At 76.7% G+C, this 14,200-nt stretch carries 12 protein-coding genes and 1 pseudogene; 5 read left to right on the top strand and 8 right to left on the bottom strand.

What is annotated here, in order from left to right; all coding sequences use genetic code 11:
- Positions 1–28 precede the first annotated feature (28 nt).
- From HOY81_RS15085 to HOY81_RS15075, 3 genes are read left to right on the top strand one after another with little or no spacing between them, the layout of a single operon-like run.
- On the top strand, positions 29–1,249 hold the full coding sequence (locus HOY81_RS15085) for an MFS transporter (protein WP_237320946.1): 1,221 nt from the start codon (positions 29–31) through the stop codon (positions 1,247–1,249).
- A 13-nt stretch (positions 1,250–1,262) separates the two neighbouring features.
- Positions 1,263–2,006, top strand: coding sequence for a maleylpyruvate isomerase family mycothiol-dependent enzyme (locus HOY81_RS15080; protein WP_237320875.1), 744 nt, complete (start codon positions 1,263–1,265; stop codon positions 2,004–2,006).
- 53 nt (positions 2,007–2,059) lie between these two features.
- The gene (locus tag HOY81_RS15075) at positions 2,060–2,539 is read left to right on the top strand and encodes a DUF4442 domain-containing protein (RefSeq protein WP_237320874.1); all 480 of its coding nucleotides are present in this window, start codon (positions 2,060–2,062) and stop codon (positions 2,537–2,539) included.
- A gap of 70 nt (positions 2,540–2,609) precedes the next feature.
- Here the strand turns inward: HOY81_RS15075 and HOY81_RS15070 are convergent.
- The 4 genes and pseudogenes from HOY81_RS15070 to HOY81_RS15055 form a co-directional block, all read right to left on the bottom strand.
- Positions 2,610–2,996 (bottom strand): annotated as a pseudogene (locus HOY81_RS15070) (MarR family winged helix-turn-helix transcriptional regulator); the annotation flags it as partial.
- A gap of 150 nt (positions 2,997–3,146) precedes the next feature.
- Positions 3,147–3,812: a response regulator transcription factor gene (locus HOY81_RS15065; RefSeq protein ID WP_237320873.1), complete on the bottom strand. Its 666-nt coding sequence runs from the start codon at positions 3,810–3,812 to the stop codon at positions 3,147–3,149.
- The gene (locus HOY81_RS15060; RefSeq protein ID WP_237320872.1) at positions 3,809–5,167 is read right to left on the bottom strand and encodes a sensor histidine kinase; all 1,359 of its coding nucleotides are present in this window, start codon (positions 5,165–5,167) and stop codon (positions 3,809–3,811) included. Before HOY81_RS15060 ends, HOY81_RS15065 begins: the two co-directional genes overlap by 4 nt.
- 243 nt (positions 5,168–5,410) lie before the next feature.
- The gene (locus HOY81_RS15055) at positions 5,411–6,724 is read right to left on the bottom strand and encodes a geranylgeranyl reductase family protein (RefSeq protein ID WP_272892828.1); all 1,314 of its coding nucleotides are present in this window, start codon (positions 6,722–6,724) and stop codon (positions 5,411–5,413) included.
- A gap of 104 nt (positions 6,725–6,828) precedes the next feature.
- On the opposite strand from HOY81_RS15055, the gene HOY81_RS15050 reads away from it, so the two are divergent.
- On the top strand, positions 6,829–8,193 hold the full coding sequence (locus tag HOY81_RS15050) for a dipeptidase (RefSeq protein WP_237320870.1): 1,365 nt from the start codon (positions 6,829–6,831) through the stop codon (positions 8,191–8,193).
- A 60-nt stretch (positions 8,194–8,253) separates the two neighbouring features.
- Here HOY81_RS15050 and HOY81_RS15045 read toward each other — a convergent pair whose 3' ends face one another.
- The 3 genes from HOY81_RS15045 to HOY81_RS15035 all read right to left on the bottom strand — a co-directional run bounded on the left by HOY81_RS15045 (position 8,254) and on the right by HOY81_RS15035 (position 11,306).
- Complete coding sequence (locus HOY81_RS15045) at positions 8,254–8,970, bottom strand: class F sortase (RefSeq protein ID WP_237320869.1); 717 nt, start codon at positions 8,968–8,970, stop codon at positions 8,254–8,256.
- A gap of 189 nt (positions 8,971–9,159) precedes the next feature.
- The gene (locus tag HOY81_RS15040) at positions 9,160–10,182 is read right to left on the bottom strand and encodes an NUDIX hydrolase (RefSeq protein ID WP_237320868.1); all 1,023 of its coding nucleotides are present in this window, start codon (positions 10,180–10,182) and stop codon (positions 9,160–9,162) included.
- A 170-nt stretch (positions 10,183–10,352) separates the two neighbouring features.
- Positions 10,353–11,306 (bottom strand): ROK family protein, encoded by a 954-nt coding sequence (locus tag HOY81_RS15035; RefSeq protein ID WP_237320867.1) that lies wholly within the window; start codon positions 11,304–11,306, stop codon positions 10,353–10,355.
- Between the two features lie 256 nt (positions 11,307–11,562).
- Between HOY81_RS15035 and HOY81_RS15030 the strand changes: the two genes are divergently transcribed.
- Complete coding sequence (locus HOY81_RS15030) at positions 11,563–12,576, top strand: LacI family DNA-binding transcriptional regulator (protein ID WP_237320944.1); 1,014 nt, start codon at positions 11,563–11,565, stop codon at positions 12,574–12,576.
- 93 nt (positions 12,577–12,669) lie between these two features.
- Here HOY81_RS15030 and HOY81_RS15025 read toward each other — a convergent pair whose 3' ends face one another.
- Positions 12,670–13,953 (bottom strand): aldolase/citrate lyase family protein, encoded by a 1,284-nt coding sequence (locus HOY81_RS15025; protein ID WP_237320866.1) that lies wholly within the window; start codon positions 13,951–13,953, stop codon positions 12,670–12,672.
- Positions 13,954–14,200 lie beyond the last annotated feature (247 nt).

Raw genomic sequence — 14,200 nt, 5'->3', positions numbered from 1 at the left:
CCCGGAGCACCCGCCCGCCGACCGCGGACTGATACGCCTCCGGACCGCCCTGACCGCCTTCTTCGCCCTGGACGGCTTCCTCTTCGCCGGCTGGGTCGTGCGCATTCCCGCCGTCAAACAGCAGACCGGCGCCTCGGCCGGCGACCTCGGGCTGGCGCTGCTCGGCGTGTCGGCGGGCGCCGTGGCGACGATGATGCTCACCGGGCGGCTCTGCCGCCGCTTCGGCAACGCGCCGGTCACCGTCGCCGCCGGGGTGCTCATCTCGCTGGGCGTCGCGTTGCCCCCGCTGGCCGGCTCGGCGCTCGCCCTCGGTCTGCTGCTCCTCGTCTTCGGCAGCGCGTACGGGGCCGTCAACGTCGCCATGAACAGCGCCGCCGTGGACCTGGTGGCGGCGCTGCGCCGGCCCGTCATGCCCGCCTTCCACGCGGCTTTCAGCCTCGGCGGGATGCTGGGGGCCGGGCTGGGCGGCCTGCTGGCGGGCCGGCTGACCGTGGGGCGGCACCTGACGCTGCTCGCCGTGGCCGGGCTGCTCGTCACCGCCGTGGCCGGGCGGACCCTGCTGCGTCACCCGCTGCCGCCGGCGGCGGCCGGGCGGACCACGCGGGAGCCGGGGACCGCCGCACGGCACTCCCCGGCGCGCGGCGACGCCCCGGCGGGCCGGCATCCGCGCGGCACCGTCGCCGTGCTCGGCCTGATCGCCCTGTGCACCGCCTACGGGGAGGGCGCGCTGGCCGACTGGAGCGCCCTGCACCTGACCGAGGACCTGGGCGCCGGCCCGGGGGTGGCCGCCGCGGGCTACTCGGTCTTCGCCCTGGCCATGACCGCCGGACGGCTGAGCGGCACGGCACTGGTGCACCGGCTGGGCGAGGTACGGACCCTGGTCGGCGGGGGCCTCACCGCGGCCTGCGGCATGCTGCTGGGCTCGCTGGCGCCCACCGTGTGGGCCGCGCTGGCCGGGTTCGTGGTCACCGGCTTCGGACTGGCGAACATCTTCCCGGTCGCCATCGGACGCGCCGGTGCGCTGGCCGGACCGCGCGGTGTCGCGGCCGCCTCGACGCTCGGGTACGGCGGCATGCTGCTGGGGCCGGTCGCGATCGGCTTCCTGGCCGAGGGGACCTCGCTGCCGCGGGCGCTGACCTCGGTGGCCGCGCTCGCGGCCGTCGCCGCCACCGTGGCCTGGGCCGCCCGGCACTCCCTCCGCGGGGACGGAGCCCGTGCGTCCGCAGGCCGGGCTGTCGGTGGCCGGTGACACAATCGCCGCCATGAAGATCTCCCGGCACATCGAGACACTGGAGCATGAGGGCGCGGCGCTGCTCGCGGCCGCGGAGCGCGCGGGCCCGGACGCCGAGGTGCCCACCTGCCCCGGCTGGCGGGTGCGGGACCTGCTGCTGCACACGGGCAACGTGCACCGCTGGGCGGCCGGTTATGTCACCGGTGGGCGCACGGACCCGGCACCCATAGGCACCGAGACGGCGCCGGACGAGAAGCTCGCCGCGTGGTTCCGCACCGGGCACGGGCGGCTGACGGAGGGTCTGCGGGCGGCCGAGGACGCCCTGGAGTGCTGGTCGTTCCTGCCCGGCTCCGCCTCCCCGCGGGCTTTCTGGGCGCGCCGGCAGGCGCACGAGACGGCGGTGCACCGGGCCGATGCCGAGCTGGCGGCCGGGGCGGAGCTCTCCCCCGTGGCGCCGGAGTTCGCGGCGGACGGCGTCGACGAGCTGCTCACCGGCTTCCACGCGCGCCGCCGCAGCCGGGTCCGCAGCGACCGGGAGCAGGTGCTGGCGGTGCAGGCGCCGGACGTGCCGGGAGCGGCCTGGACGGTCCGTATCGGCGCCGAGCCGCCGCGGACCACCCGGGGGCTTCCGGAAGAGTACGACTGCCGGGTGAGCGGTCCCGCCGCCACCGTCTATCTGGCCCTGTGGAACCGGCTGCCGTACGGCGACGGGCTGGTGATCGACGGCGACGCCTCGGTGGCGACGCTCTGGCAGACGCACTCCGCGATCGTCTGACCGCGGGCCCCCTCGGGGCTACCGGTCGGTAACATCCATGGTAGCCTCGGTCCATGCCGAAACTGCTCTCCACCCCGCGAGGCCTGCGGCTGGCCATGAGCTGGTGGCCGCCGTACCGCTGCGCGGGGATCAAGGTGCTGCACATCGCCGAGGACTGGAGCAGCGCACGGGTCCGGCTCCGGCTCGGCCGCCTCAACCGCAACTACTTCGGCACCCACTTCGGCGGCTCGCTGTACTCGATGATCGACCCGTTCTGGGCGCTGCTGGTTCTGCACCGCCTGGGCCAGGGGTACATCGTGTGGGACAAGGCGGCGGAGATCGAGTACGTCTCGCCCGGCCGGGGCGACGTGTTCGCCGATTTCAAACTGACCGAGGACCGGCTGGACGAGATCCGCGCCGCGACCGCGGACGGGGAGAAGGCGCTGCCCTGGTTCGACACGCAGGTGACCGGCGCCGACGGCACGGTCGTCGCCCGGGTGCGCAAGCAGCTCTACGTCAAGCGCGGGACCCCGGGGGCGCACCGGCCGTCCTGACCGGCGCCCCGCCGGCGCGTGCGGCCGCCGGGCCGGCCGGGCCCGGCACGGCTCCGGCCTGCGGGCCGGTGCCCAGCATCCGGGCCAGCACCGCGCGCTGCACGGGCAGCGCCTCCGCGTACCGCTCGCGGCCGGCCTCGGTGAGGCCCACCCGCACCCCGCGCCGGTCCTCGCGACACGTCCCCCGGCTGACCAGGCCGTGCCGCTCCAGCCGGGCGACCAGCCGGGACAGGGCGCTCTGGCTCAGGTGGACCCGGGCCGCGAGCTCCTGCACGCGGTAGGCACCGCCGCCGCCCCGCGCGCCGCCCTGGGCCAGCACCTCGAGTACCTCGAAGTCGCTGGCGCCGAGTCCGTACGGATGCAGCGCGCGGTCGAGCGCGGAGAGGGTGCGCGCATGCAGCGCGAGCGTCTGCCGCCAGCGCCGCACCACGGCCTGCTCCGCGTCGGCCCGGTCCATGCTCCGCACGCTACCAGGGGCCCGGCGCGCCATGCGCGCGCTCCGGAACGGGCCGTGCACCGGCCGCCCCGTGCCCGGACGGGCACGGGACCGGGCACGGGGCCGGGCGCGGCCCGCCGGCTCCGGAGGGCCCGGGGCGGGACCCCGCCGTCAGCCGAGCCAGCCCGGGCGCACCAGCCCGGACTCGTAGGCCAGCACGACCAGTTGGGCCCGGTCGCGGGCGCCCAGCTTCACCATCGTCCGGCTGACATGCGTCTTGGCGGTGAGCGGCGAGACGACCAGCCGCCGGGCGATCTCCTCGTTGGACAGCCCCATCCCCACCAGGGCCAGAACCTCCCGCTCGCGCTCGGTCAGCCCGCCGAGGGAGGCGGCGGCCGCGGGCTCCTTGGACCGGGCCGCGAACTCGGCGATCAGCCGGCGCGTCACCCCGGGCGACAGCAGCGCGTCCCCGGCCACCACCGCCCGTACCGCGCGCACCAGTTCCTCCGGCTCGGTGTCCTTGACGAGGAAGCCGGAGGCACCGGACCGGATCGCCTCGAAGACGTACTCGTCGAGTTCGAAGGTCGTCAGCATCACCACCCGGACCGCGTCCAGCTCCGGGTCCCCGGTGATCCGGCGGGTCGCGGCCAGCCCGTCCAGCTCCGGCATCCGGATGTCCATCAGGACCAGGTCCGGGCGGAGCGCACGGACCAGGGCCAGCGCCTCCTCGCCGTCAGCCGCCTCGCCGGCCACCTCGATGCCGGGCTGCGCGTCGAGCAGGGCGCGGAACCCGGCCCGTACGAGCGACTGGTCGTCCGCCAGCAGTACCCGGATCACGGCGCCTCCCTCTGCGGTGTGCCGGTCACCGTACCGGCGCCGCCCAGCGGCAGCAGGGCGCGGACCCGGAAACCGCCGCCGGGTCGCGGGCCGGCCTCCACCGTGCCGCCGAGGCCTGCGGCACGTTCCCGCATCCCCGTCAGCCCGTTGCCGCCGCCGGGCGCGTCCGCCGCCTTGCCGGGCCCTTCGTCGTCCACCCGGATCTCCAGCCGGTCCGCCGCGTACCGCAGCAGCACCTCGGCGCGGCGGGCGGCGGAGTGCCGGACCACGTTGGTCAGCGCCTCCTGGACGATCCGGAAGGCCGCCAGCTCGGCGCCGGGCGGCAGCGGGACGGGGTCGCCCTCGGTACGGGTCTCCACCCGCAGGCCGGCCCGTGCCGCCTGGGCGGCCAGTTCGGGGAGCCGGCCGAGGCCCGGGGCCGGCGCCCGCGGGGCCTCGCCGGGGGTGCGCAGTGTGCCCAGGACCTGGCGGACCTCGCCGAGAGCCTCCTTGCTGGCCGACTTGATGGTGGTCAGCGCCGTACGGGCCTGCTCGGGGTCGGAGTCGAGCAGCGCCAGTCCCATGCCCGCCTGCACGTTGATCACGGAGATGCTGTGCGCCAGGACGTCGTGCAGCTCCCGGGCGATGCGCAGCCGCTCCTCGTCCACCCGGCGACGCTCCGCCGCGGCCTCCTCCTCCCGCCGGCGGGCCCACTGCTCCCGGCGGACGCGCACCAGTTCGGCCGCCGCGGCCAGCGCGAGGAGCCAGGCGGTGGGGGCGACGGCCGCGCCCCAGGAGAACGTGTCCCCGCCGGGCGGCAGCCAGCGGTACAGCCACAGCCCCGCCAGGGCCTGCCCGGACCAGAGCAGCAGCAGCCCGGCCCAGGCGGCCCCCCGGCGCCCGGCCGGCACGGCGGAGAACGTGGCGACGACGACGCAGAGATAGACCGGCCCGTAGGCGTATCCGGCCACGACGTAGGCGGTGACCGCCGCCGCCGTACCGAGGGCCGCCACGGCGGGCCACCGCCGGCGCACCAGCAGGAAGGCGACGGCGAGAAGGAGCAGGGCGCGGGAGAGCGTGTCCATGCCCACCCGCTCCGGCTGGCCCTGCGCGGCGAAGTGGGAACCGGCGAGAACCACCACCGCGAGCACCGCGGTGGACGGCCAAGGCCACCGGGGCGCCGGTGGCCGGGAGCCCGGTGGGCCGGGCGGCGGGCCGGAGAGCACCGCACGGAGCTGCGCCGCGAGCCCGGCCGGCACCGGAAGAGGCAGCCGCTCGGCGGCACGCCGGGGCAGGCGGGCGAGCCGGGGCCGCCCGGGCCGGAGCGGCGGGTCCGGGTCGCCGCCGGGAGCGCGGCGCGGAGGGGCGGGGGTCATGCGGCTCACGCTAGCCCCGCGATGCCTTCCGCGACGTCCGCCGCGGGCGGTGCCCGCGCCTACTCCCGCGGCAGTAGCCGCCGACCGGGGCCCCGGCGTGCCACACACTCCGTGGTGCTGCGCGCCCATCGGCGGCGGTGGGACTGGGAGGTCGCACGGTTCACGGACGGGTCACCGCGACCTCGCCGGAGGACGCACTGCGCCGGGCGCCGGAGCGCTGCCCGGTCTTCCGGACCGAGCCGGTCACTCCTCCGCCGGAACCGCGGCAGCGTCGGCCGGGGCGCCCGCCCGCTGCGGCCGGTCCAGCGCGTCCAGCGCGCGCCGGGCCACCGGGTGGGTCCGCACGATCTCGGCCAGAGTGGTGGTGCCGCGGGTGATCCGCGCGAAGACGTTCCAGGCCGGGCGGAAGCCGGTGAGGGCCGCGTGCAGCAGCCCGGGGCGGCGGGAGAAGACCGCGAGCATCCGTCTCCCGACCCCCATCTCCACGCCGAGACCGGCCTTCACGGCGAAGGTGTAGTTGAGCGCCTGCCGACGGGCGTCCACCGCGTCGTGCGCCTCGGCTATCCGCACCGCCCACTCCCCCGCCAGCCGGCCGGAACGCAGCGCGAAGGAGATTCCCTCCCGCGTCCACGGCTCCAGCAGCCCGGCCGCGTCGCCGCAGACCAGCACACGCCCCCGGGAGAGCGGCGAGTCCTCCGCCCGGCAGCGGGTGAGATGTCCCGAGGAGACGCTCGGCTCGAAACCGGCCAGCCCGAGCCGGGCGACGAAGTCGTCCAGGTAGCGCTTGGTCGCCGCGCCCTCCCCCCGCGCGGAGATCACCCCGACGGTCAGCGTGCCGTCCTTCGGGAACACCCAGCCGTAGCTGCCGGGCAGCGGACCCCAGTCGATGAGCACCCGGCCGGCCCAGTCCTCGGCGACGCTGTCCGGCACCGGGATCTCCGCCTCCAGGCCGAGATCCACCTGATCCAGCTTCACCCCGACATGCGCGCCTATCCGGCTGGCACTCCCGTCGGCGCCGACGACCGCGCGGGCGAGCACCGGCTCCTCGTCGCCCGAGAGGACCACCGCGACCGTCCGCCGGTCCGGAACCGCGGGCCCGTGCTGCTCGACCCGGGTGACGGTGACGCCCGTCCGCACCTCGGCGCCCGCCTGCACCGCCGACTCCACCAGCGCGTGGTCGAACTCCGGCCGGTTCAGCAGCCCGAAGAGCATCCGCCGGGAGCGGCGGGTACGGGCCAGCCGGCCGTTCAGGGAGAAGGTCACCGCGTGCACCCGCTCCCGCAGCGGCAGCTCGAAGCCCGGCGGCAGCGCGTCCCGGGAAGGGCCGATGATGCCGCCGCCGCAGGTCTTGTAGCGCGGCAGCTCCGCCTTCTCCAGCAGCAGCACCCGCCGCCCGGCGACAGCGGCGGCATAGGCGGCCGACGCCCCCGCGGGGCCGGCCCCCACGACGACGACGTCCCACACGGTCCGCTCCGGCTCGGTGTCCCCGGCTGCGTGCTCGCTGCTCACGATGTGTTTCCGCTCCGCTCGTCGCTGGCTTGACGTCCGCGACGGCATCCTACGGCCCTGGCCCGAGGGGGCGCTGTGGGAGGATCGGCCGCGACCCGGGCGTACCCACCCCGTGCGCCCTCCCCGACACCGCGCCCACAAGGAGCGTTCCCATGCCGCAGAGCCCCCTCGCCGCCACCATCGCCGGGCTGATGCCGCGGGCCCGGGAGGAGCTGGCCGAGCTGGTGGCCTTCCGGTCCGTGGCGGACCCCGCGCAGTTCCCGCGCAGCGAGTGCGAGGCGGCGGCCGGCTGGGTGGCCCGCGCACTCCGCGCGGAGGGCTTCGCCGACGTGGCGGTGCTCGACACCCCGGACGGCACCCAGTCCGTCTACGGTCACCTGCCCGGCCCGGAGGGCGCGCCGACGGTGCTGCTCTACGCCCACTACGACGTGCAGCCGCCGCTGAACGAGGACGCCTGGCTCTCACCGCCGTTCGAGCTCACCGAGCGCGACGGCCGCTGGTACGGGCGCGGCACCGCCGACTGCAAGGGCGGCCTGGTGATGCACCTGCTGGCGCTGCGCGCGCTGAAGGAGAACGGCGGCGTGCCGGTCGGCGTGAAGGTGATCGCGGAGGGTTCCGAGGAGCAGGGCACCGGCGGGCTGGAGCGGTACGCCGAGGCGCACCCGGACCTCCTCGCGGCCGACGCGGTGGTGATCGGCGACGCGGGAAACTTCCGGGCCGGGCTGCCGACCGTGACCGCCACTCTGCGCGGGATGACGCTGCTGCGGGTGCGGGTGGAGACGCTGGCGGGCAACCTGCACTCGGGCCAGTTCGGCGGCGCCGCACCGGACGCGCTGGCGGCGCTCATCCGGCTGCTCGACTCGCTGCGCGCGGAGGACGGCTCGACGGTGATCGACGGGCTGGAGCCGGACGCCTCCTGGGAGGGTCTGCAGTACCCGGAGGAGGACTTCCGCCGGGACGCCGGGGTGCTCGACGGCGTACGGCTCATCGGCTCCGGCACGGTCTCGGACCGCATCTGGGCGCGCCCCGCGGTGACGGTGCTGGGCATCGACTGCCCGCCGGTGGTGGGAGCCACGGCGTCCGTGCAGGCGAGCGCCCGGGCGCTGATCAGCCTGCGGGTACCGCCGGGCACGGACGCCGCCGAGGCCACCGGGCTGCTCCGGGCTCACCTGGAGTCCCGGGTGCCGTGGGGCGCCCGCCTCGACCTCGAGCAGGTGGGCCAGGGCCAGCCCTTCCGGGCCGACACCGGCAGCCCGGCGTACGCGGCGATGGCCGAGGCGATGCGGGAGGCGTACGACGGCGCCGGCATGGCGGTCGCCGGGCAGGGCGGCTCGATCCCGCTGTGCAACACCCTGGCCTCGCTCTATCCGGAAGCCGAGATCCTGCTCATCGGGCTGAGCGAGCCGGAGGCGCAGATCCACGCCGTGAACGAGAGCGTCTCCCCGCGCGAACTGGAGTCGCTGGCGCTGACCGAGGCGCTCTTCCTCCGCCGGTTCGCGACGGCCGCGGAGGGCTGAGGCGGGCCGCCGGTCCGGGGCACGGGCGGCCCGCCCCTGTACGGCCGTGACCGGAGCCGGTCAGCGCACCGCGGTGAGCCGGGCGAAGGCGACCACGTTGGCGCCGTAGCCGCCCTCCGCGGTGTAGCGGCCGCCGCAGGTGATCACCCGCAGCTCGGCCCGGCGGGTGTCCCGGTACACGTGCGCCGTGGGGAAGCGGTCCTTGGGGTGCAGCTCGACGCCGTAGACGGTGAAGACCGCGGTGCGCCCGTCCGCCCGGACGACCTCGACGGTACGGCCCTTGCGCAGGGCCCCGAGCTCGTAGAAGACGGCGGGCCCGCGGTCGTTGTCGACGTGCCCGACCAGCACGGCGGTGCCGCGGGCGCCGGGAGGCGCCGCGCCCCGGTACCAGCCGGCGAGGTTCGCGCGGTCCGCGGGCGGCACCTCCAGCCACCCCCGGTCGTCGAGGCCCACCGGGGTGACGGGGGCGTCCACCCCGATCGCGGGGATGCGCACCCGCTGCGGCCGGGCCGCGGGCAGCGGCTCGGCGTCGGGTGCCGGGGCCGCGTCCCGGCGCCCGTCCGGGGGTCCGCTGCGCCGTCCCGCGGGCTCCCGCCCGCCGGCCGTGCGGTCCTCCGCGGTGCGGGCGGCGGCCGCGTCCGGGACCGGCGGTCCGGGGCCCTCCTCGGTGCCGGCGCGTATCAGGGCCAGCCCGAACACGAAGGCGAAGGCGATCAGCCCCACCGCGAACCGGCCGCCGGGGCTGCCCGGGCCGTGCGGGCGGGAGCCGTGGTGCATGGGCGCCCTCCTCGCGGTGTCCGGCGGATCCCTCCCCGCGACGGGGAGGGGCGGCCACCGTCACGCTAGGCCGGGCCCGCGGGAGTCGCGATCCGGGTGCGTCCGCTCAGCGTACGGGCCGCCACGCGCCGGCGCGTGGCGGCACGCGTGCCACGGGCCTCGCGCGGCCTCCGCCCCGGGGGCGACCGCTCAGCGGCCCACCGGGACGCCCGACTCCAGATTGAGCGTGGTCCCCAGCTCCCGGGCTCGCAGCGCCCACCTGAGGCGGCGGTGGCGCACCGGCGGGAGCAGCCCGGCGGCCTCCGCCTCGGAGGCGAAGCGCCAGTCGCGCAGCTCCTCGGCGGGGAGCAGCAGTTCCGCCGCACGGGCGGCCTCCAGCCGCCCGCCGTCGAAGAGGAGGCGGAGGCCGCCGAAGCCGCGGTCGCCCGGGGGTTCCCAGTCGACCAGCAGCAGCCGGGGGGCGGTGGCGAGTTCGATGCCCAGCTCCTCGGCGACCTCGCGCATCCCGGCACGGGCGGGCGGTTCGCCGGGCTCCACCACTCCGCCGGGGAACTCCCATCCGGCCTTGTAGGTCGGGTCCACCAGCAGCACCCGGTCGTCCTCGTCGAAGAGCAGCACGCCGGCGGCCAGGGTCTCCGCGGACGGCTCCGGGGTCTGCACGATGGGGCAGGCGCCCGCGCCGCCGTGCACGGCGTCCCGGATCCGTTCGGCGGTCTGCCGCGGTGTCAGCCCGGTGGTGTCCACGGTGTGCGCGTCCGCGGTGATCCAGGGCAGCGCGGCCGCGTAGTCGGGCAGCCGGGACAGGCGCCAGGAACGGTCGGCGCCGGCGTCCGCGGCGGCCCGCTGGGCTATCCGGTCACGGAGGACCGGTTCCGCGGTGTGCAGCAGAACGTGCAGTACGGGTATGCGGCGGGCGGCGAGCGCCCCGAATATCTCGTCCCGGTATTCCTGGCGGAGCAGGGTCATCGGCGTGACCAGCGGGCCGGGGACCTCGGTGAGCAGCGCGGCCGCGGCGTCCGCGGCCAGCCGTCGCCAGGAGGGCAGCTCCTGGACGTCGTCGAGCTGGGCCGTGCGCTCCTTGGGCAGCATGCCGCGCAGGCCCGCGCCGAGCAGCTCCGGGTCGTAGAGCGTGCTCCCGGGGAGCAGGTCCAGCAGTTCGTACGCCGCAGTGGTCTTGCCTGCGCCGAAGGCGCCGTTCAACCAGACGATCACGCTTCCCCCTCATCGTCGCCCCCCGTTTCAGTTGCCCGCTCCACCCGGTCCCGGAAACGCGCCGGGGAGCCGCCCGCGCGTACGCGCCGGGGCGGGCGCCCCGTGGCGCCCGCGCCCACCGGAGTGGGCGGCGGGGGCACCACGGCGGCGGCGGGAGGCAGACACGAGGGTCAGGCGGCGGGTTCCGGCTCGGTACGGACCCGCTCCCGGCAGGCCGCCGCCGCGCCGATGAGCCCCGCGTCCGTGCCGGTCCGTGCCGGTTCGACGGTCACCCCGCGGACGAAGGACAGCGTGGCGAACTCGCCCAGGGCCCGGCGCAGCGGCCCGAACAGCACCTCACCGGCCCGGGCCACCCCGCCGCCGATCACCGCGGTCTCGATCTCCACCAGCCCGGCCGTGGCGGCGACGGCGGCGGCGAGCGCCCGGGCGGCGCGCTCGAAGGAGGCGAGCGCCACGGGATCGCCCTCCCGGGCGGCGGCGGCGACCGCGGCGGCGTCGGCCTCGGTGCCGGACGCGGGGCGCCAGCCGGCCGCCAGGGCACGGCGGACGATGCTCGGGCCGCTGGCGAGGCCCTCCACACAGCCGCGGCCGCCGCACGGGCACGGGGCGCCGTCCAGGTCGACACTGATGTGGCCGAGGTGCCCCGCGTTGCCGGTCGGTCCCGGGTACAGCCGTCCGTCGAGCACCAGTCCGCCGCCGACGCCGGTGGAGACGACCATGCACAGCGCACCGTCACGGCCGCGCGCGGCCCCCATCCAGTGCTCGGCGGCGGCGACGGCGACCCCGTCGCCGATCAGCGTCACGGGGAGGGAGCCGGTCCGCCGCCGCACGCCCTCGACCAGGGGGTGGTCCCGCCAGCCGGGGATGTTGACCGGGCTGACGGTGCCCGCCCGGGCGTCCACCGGGCCGGCGCTGCCGATGCCGACCGCGCGCACCCTCTCCCAGGCCGGTGCCGCCCGCAGCTCGTCCACCACCTCGAGCACCGCGGCCATCACACGGTCGCCGTGTTCCCGGGCCGGCGTGGGGCGCCGGGCGCGGTGGAACAGGCTGCCCCGCCCGTCGACCAGGGCGCCCGCGATCTTGGTGCCGCCGATGTCCAGGGCGGCGACGAGGTCGTTCTGCATGCGCGGGCGCTCTCCAGGGTGACGGTCCTCGGGACCGGAACGGGCACGGTCCGGGCAAGTCTCACAGGATTCTGACAACGTTGTCCAGCAACCGTTCCGGGCCTCGCCCGGGGCCGACTATGCTGCTCGTGCCCCTGGTACCGCGCGGTGATGCGCCCGCGAACGCAGAGAAGGACAGGACACCGTGCCCGACTCCGGACGCACCACGGCACGCGGGCACCGCCCGGACGGTGCCCGCTACGGCTCCCGGCCCACCATGAAGGACGTGGCGGCCCGGGCCGGCGTCGGGCTGAAAACCGTCTCCAGGGTGGTCAACGGCGAGCAGGGCGTCTCCCCGGAGACCGAGCAGCGGGTGCACGAGGCGATCACCGCGCTGGGCTTCCGCCGGAACGACAGCGCCCGCATCCTCCGCAAGGGCCGCACCGCGAGCATAGGTCTCGTCCTGGAGGACCTGGCCGACCCGTTCTACGCACCGCTGAGCCGGGCCGTGGAGGAGGTGGCACGGGCGCACGGCGCCCTGCTGATCAACGGCTCCAGCGCGGAGGACCCGGAGCGGGAGCGCGAGCTGGTGCTCGCGCTCTGCGCCCGCCGGGTGGACGGGCTGGTGATCGTCCCGGCCGGCCACGACCACCGCTATCTGGAACCGGAGATCGCGGCCGGCATGGCCACGGTCTTCGTGGACCGGCCGCCGGGCCGCCTCGACGCCGACGTGGTGCTCTCGGAGAACTTCGCGGGGGCCCGGGAGGGCGTGGCGCACCTGATCGCGCACGGCCACCGCAGAATCGGCTTCATCGGCGACCAGGCGCACATCCCGACCGCCGCCGAGCGACTGCGCGGCTACGAGGCCGCCATGACCGAGGCCGGGCTGCCGGTCCTCCCCGGCTGGGTGGCGCCCGGCTCCACCGACGCCGCCCGGGTACGGGCGGACGCGACCCGGATGCTCGCCGGCGACGCCCCGGTCACGGCGCTCTTCACGGGTAACAACCGGGTCACCGTGACGGCCGTCCGGGTGCTGGCCGGGCATGCGCACCCGGTGGCCCTGGTGGGCTTCGACGACTTCGAGCTGGCGGACCTGCTGTCGCCGCCGGTCTCAGTGGTCGCCCAGGACCCGGCCCAGCTCGGGCGTACGGCGGCCGAGCTGCTGTTCCGGCGGCTGGAAGGCGCCGGCGACGCGCCCCGCCGGGTGGCGCTGCCGACCCGGCTGATCCCCCGCGGCTCGGGAGAGCTGCCGCCCGTGGGCGATCCGGACGTGCGCACGGCCGCGTGGTAGGGCCCACCGGGTCGCACCCTCGCCGTACGGACGGCCCCGCCCGCCCGTGCCGCCGGCGGGCCCCTCCGCCCGGCGGCCACCGGGCCACCCGGATCAGGCGCGCCCGGCCAGCCGGTCCAGGTCGGCCCGGGTCATCCCGGTGAGCCGGGCGACCTCCGCGACGTCGAGCGCGCCGCAGTCCAGGCCGCGCAGCAGATGGCCGCTGAGCGCCCGGGCGGTGGCGGGCTCGTCCAGCACGTCGCCGCCCGCGCGGGCCGCGTAGGCGGCGAGCCGCCCGGCGACCTGTTCCAGGCCCTCCCGGTAGAAGGCGTAGACGGCCGCGTAGCGGGTCGGCAGGTGCCCCGGGTGCATGTCCCACCCCTGGTAGTACGCCCGCGCGAGGGAACGGCGCACCAGCCCGTGGTGCAGCCGCCAGGCCTCGTGGACCCGCTCCCGCGGCCCCACCGGCAGCACGTTGGTCGACCCGTCGGAGAGCCGGACCCCCGTGCCGGCCGCGGCCACCTGCATCACGGCCTTCGCGTGGTCCGCGGCGGGATGGTCCATGGCCTGGTGGGCCGCGCTCACCCCGCACGCCGCGCTGTAGTCGAAGGTGCCGTAGTGCAGCGCGGTGGCCCGTCCCCCGGCGGCGTCGATCATCCGGGCGACGGTGGCGCGGCCGTCGGCCCCCAGGATCGACTGGGTGGTCTCGATCTGGATCTCGAAGCCGATCCGCCTCGCCGGCAGGCCGTGCGCCCGCTCGAAGGCGTCACACAACCGCGCCATCGCGGTCACCTGCTCCGCGTAGGTGACCTTGGGCAGCGTGAGGACGAGCCCGCCGGGCAGCCCGCCGGCCTCCTCCAGCAGGCCGGTGAGGAAGACGTCGAGAGTGCGGATGCCGCGGTCCCGGACGTCCGCCTCCAGGCACTTCATGCGGATGCCCAGGCGCAGCGGCACGGGTCCCTCCGCGTCCTTCCCCAGGGCGCCCGCCACGAGGCGCGCGGCGCGGGCGGCCGCGGCGTCCTCCTCGGCGTCCGGGCGTGGCCCGTACCCGTCCTCGAAGTCGATACGCAGGTCCTCCACCGGCTCCCGCGCGAGCTTCGCGCGGACCCGCTCGTACACCTGCGCGGCCTGGTCCTCCGGAAGTCCCACGGCGGAGGCGAAGGCGCCGGCGTCCGGGGCGTGCTCGTCGAGCAGGGCGAGCGCCTGCTCGCCCCACTCGCGCACGGTGGCGGGCGTCACCACGTCACCGGGGACGTAGACGGTGTGCACCGGCTGGCGGGTGCCCGGATCACCGGGGTACCGGCGGGCGAGCTCGGCGTCCACGCCGGCGAGGGACGCGCCGATCCGTTCCCGTACGGACTCCGCGAAGGTGGTCGGCACTGTGGCGCCCTGGCTCATCTGCCCCGCTCCTCTGCTCCGTGCGCGACCCGCGCTCGAATCAACAAAACGTTGAACTTCCTGGCGGAAGCTACTGCCCCGGCGCGCAGAGGGTCAAGGGTCAGGGCCGCGCCGCGGGCCCCGGACGCGGCACGGCCCGGGACCCGCACCGCGCGTGCGGGTCCCGGGCCGTGCCGGGGCGAGGGAGGCGGTTCAGCCCTTGCGGGTGTGGACTTCCTGGGTGAGCTGGGGCAGGACCTCGAAGAGG

Source organism: Streptomyces sp. JJ36 (assembly GCF_021696945.1).
Classification (GTDB): Bacteria; Actinomycetota; Actinomycetes; order Streptomycetales; family Streptomycetaceae; genus Streptomyces.
The sequence above is the reverse complement of the archived record's forward strand: the minus strand, read 5'-3'. Positions and strand labels throughout refer to the sequence as shown.